This is a genomic window from Streptomyces alkaliterrae, assembly GCF_007097205.2.
GTDB classification, from domain to species: domain Bacteria; phylum Actinomycetota; class Actinomycetes; order Streptomycetales; family Streptomycetaceae; genus Streptomyces; species Streptomyces alkaliterrae.
The window spans coordinates 1-2,812 of record NZ_VJYK02000468.1 but is presented as its reverse complement, the minus strand read 5'-3'; the positions used below and the strand labels follow the sequence as shown (position 1 = coordinate 2,812).

At 75.6% G+C, this 2,812-nt stretch carries 2 protein-coding genes; one reads left to right on the top strand and one right to left on the bottom strand.

Annotation, left to right across the window (positions count from 1 at the left end; all coding sequences use genetic code 11):
- A partial coding sequence (locus FNX44_RS25695) for an NPCBM/NEW2 domain-containing protein (RefSeq protein ID WP_173019288.1) occupies positions 1-508 on the top strand: 508 nt, incomplete at its 5' end.
- Between the two features lie 34 nt (positions 509-542).
- On the opposite strand, the gene FNX44_RS25690 is transcribed toward FNX44_RS25695, so the two are convergent.
- A complete protein-coding gene (locus tag FNX44_RS25690) occupies positions 543-2,690 on the bottom strand; it encodes an asparagine synthase-related protein (protein ID WP_143651373.1) in 2,148 nt (715 codons plus the stop codon).
- Between the last annotated feature and the right edge of the window lie 122 nt (positions 2,691-2,812).

The following is a 2,812-nucleotide window of genomic DNA, read 5'->3' as shown; positions in this document are numbered from 1 at the left end:
GAGTCCGACTCCCACTCCGACACCGACTCCGACGCCGACGCCCACACCCACGCCGCCACCGCCGAGTCCCGCCCCCGAGACCTACCGGGTGAACCAGCTCGAGTGGGACCTGCTCGGAAACGGTGACGAGCCGGTGGTGCGGCTGGCCCAGAGCACCTGGGTGTGGCAGCGCACGGGCCCGTCACTCGACGGTCGTCAGTTCAGCCACGGCATCACGGTCGGCGCACCGTCCACGGTGACGATCGACCTGAACCGCGCGTGCACGTCCTACGAGGCGTGGGTGGGCGTGGACGACCTCACGGTGGGTGGCGGGCCGGTGCGATTCGCGGTCCAGGGTGACGGGCGGCCGCTGTGGCGGTCCGAGCCGATGCGGGCCGGAGAGTCGCCGGTCCGGGTGTCGGTGCCGCTCGACGGCGTGGAGACCGTCCGCCTCACGGTGAACCCGCAGGGCCCGCTTGCCCTCACCACGCTCGCGACGTGGGCGGACTCGGTGATTCACTGCCGATAGGGCCTGTCCGGCGGGGATCGGAGCGGTCCTGGCGTCACAGGGCGGTGCGGGGTGGGACGCCGGCGGCGACCGCGCGCTGGCGGGGCGCGTCCGCGCCCGTCCAGCAGGTGCCGCGGCGGGCGAGCAGCCGGCGGAGCCACAGCTCCGTGGAGACGATCTCGGCGAGCCCGTCCAGCGGCAGTGGTTCGCCGTCGGCGGCCGCCCGTAGCGCCCGGCGGACCACTCGCGCCTCGATGAGGCCGGCGTCGGCCAGCAGGGGGGCGTCGAAGAGGCTTGTGAGCTGTCCGAGGCCGTACCGGATGCCGGTCCGTGCCGCCTTCACCTGGGCGGTGGGCGCCGGATTGCCCCAGCCGTCCGGCAGGTGGTGCACCCCGGCGCCGGCGAGCACCTCCCGTAGGACGGCCGCCCGCGCCCCGGGGCGGACTCGCAGTGTCTCGGGCAGTTCGCGGGCCGCGCGCACGACCTGGTTGTCGAGGAAGGGGGAGTGGAGGCGCTGGTGGCGGACTTCGGCGGCCTGTTCCAGCACGCGGTAGTCGGCGGCCTGGCGGGCGAGTGTGGCGCGGGCGCGGAGCACTCCCGGCCGGGTGCCGAGGCCGCCGGCGGTGCGAATCGCGGCCGTCTCCAGGCGAACCGATACTTCAGCCAGCGCCTCTCCGGTCAGCCAGCGGGCCGCGGGGCCCGGTCGACACCAGCTGAGTGCGGCAAGGGAGGCGGCGAGTACGCCGCCGGCGGAGGCCGCGTCGGCGGCGGACCCGCCGACGGGTCGGGCGTCGCGCAGTCTTCTCGCGGCTTCGGTGACGCCGTCGCGCTGCGCGGTACGTGCGAGGCGTCGGGCGGCCCGGTAGACGGTGAACGGCACGGCGAGCGAGACACCTGAGGTGCCGTCCGCCATGGCGAGCGCGGCGGCGGGCCGCAGCAGGTGCCGTCGTTTGCGGTCCATCAGCAGGTCGGCGAGGCGGGCCGGGTGGGCGTCGAGTACCTGCCGGGCGCCGTAGCCGGTGAGCTGGTCGGCGCTGCCGGCGGACAGTCTCAGCCGGTGGCGGGAGGCGGTCACGAGGGAGGGCCCTGGTTCGTCGGTGAGCGGCACCGAGTCCAGGTCCGCGTACGGCAGGCCTTCCTCCCCCGCGGCCACGACGACGTGGTGCAGCCGTGGGTTGTCGGCGATGCCGCGGGCGCGTTCGAGTTCGGCGGTGCGCTCGACGTCGTTGCCGAGGGTGAGGTCGTTGAAGGTGACGGCGAGCAGGCGTTCGCCGGCGAGGGTGCCCGGTGTGCCGTGGAGGGTGCCCGGGGCGCCGGGGAGGCCGGCGGCGAGCAGGGCGAGGGTGGCGGAGGCGGGTCCGCCGGAGAGGTCGGCGCCGACTCCGGGGGCCGGGCCGCGGGCGGCTCGCCGGTCGGCCGGGCCCATGCCGGGGATGGGTCCGGGGTCGAGCCCGTCGTCTCCGGTGGGTTGGGCGGGGATGCCGGATTCGGGCGCGCCGCCCGGGAAGCCGGCGGGTACGTGGCGCGGGGCGGCCAGTCGGACGCGTACCGCCTCGACGAGTGCCTCGCGGAGGCCGCCGACGGCCTGGTCGGTGGGTGCCGGGGGCGCCGCGACCACGGACGGCGCGTCCGGTTCGTAGCTGGTGGTCTGGCGGGAGCCGCCGTCGCGGAGAATCAGGGCGTGGCCGGGCGGTACGCGCCGCACCTGGGCGTAGGGGGTGCTGTCGCCGAGCGCTTCGGGCGCGTCGGGAGCGGCGAGCAGGGCGGCGAGGTGGCCGATGTCCAGTTGGGCTTCGACGAGGTCGGCGAGTGGCAGTGCGGCGGTGGCGTAGGCGGTGCCCCCTTCCCAGGGGACGTGGAAGACGGGCCGCGCTCCGGCGAGGTCGCTGACGACGGCGACGCGGCGTCCGACGCGGACGACGACGGTGTACGAGCCGGGCCAGCAGGTGAGTTGGCGGACGGCTCCGCCGCGGGCGGCGGAGAGTCCGAGTCGGAGCTGTTCGTCGCCGGCCCCGCAGTGCCCGAACACGGCCAGAGCGCTGTCCCGTTCGCCCTCGACGAGTCGGACCTCGCCCGGTCGCCAGTCGCCGACCGCCCACAAGGGGTCGGGGTCGGCCCAGAGTTGGGTCGCGCCGACGGGGTGCAGTGTCCGGGCACGGGCGGGCCGCGGGGTGGTGCTGCTCCATCCCACCAACCACCGCATCGACGCCTCCACCAGTGACCGTTCGGCTGCGCTCGCCGTTTCGGCTGCCGTTTGTGGGCCCATGCTGCCATGAGAGAGCCGGGATGGGAGCGTCAAGGGGCGCAGGGAGGCACGTGTTGGCG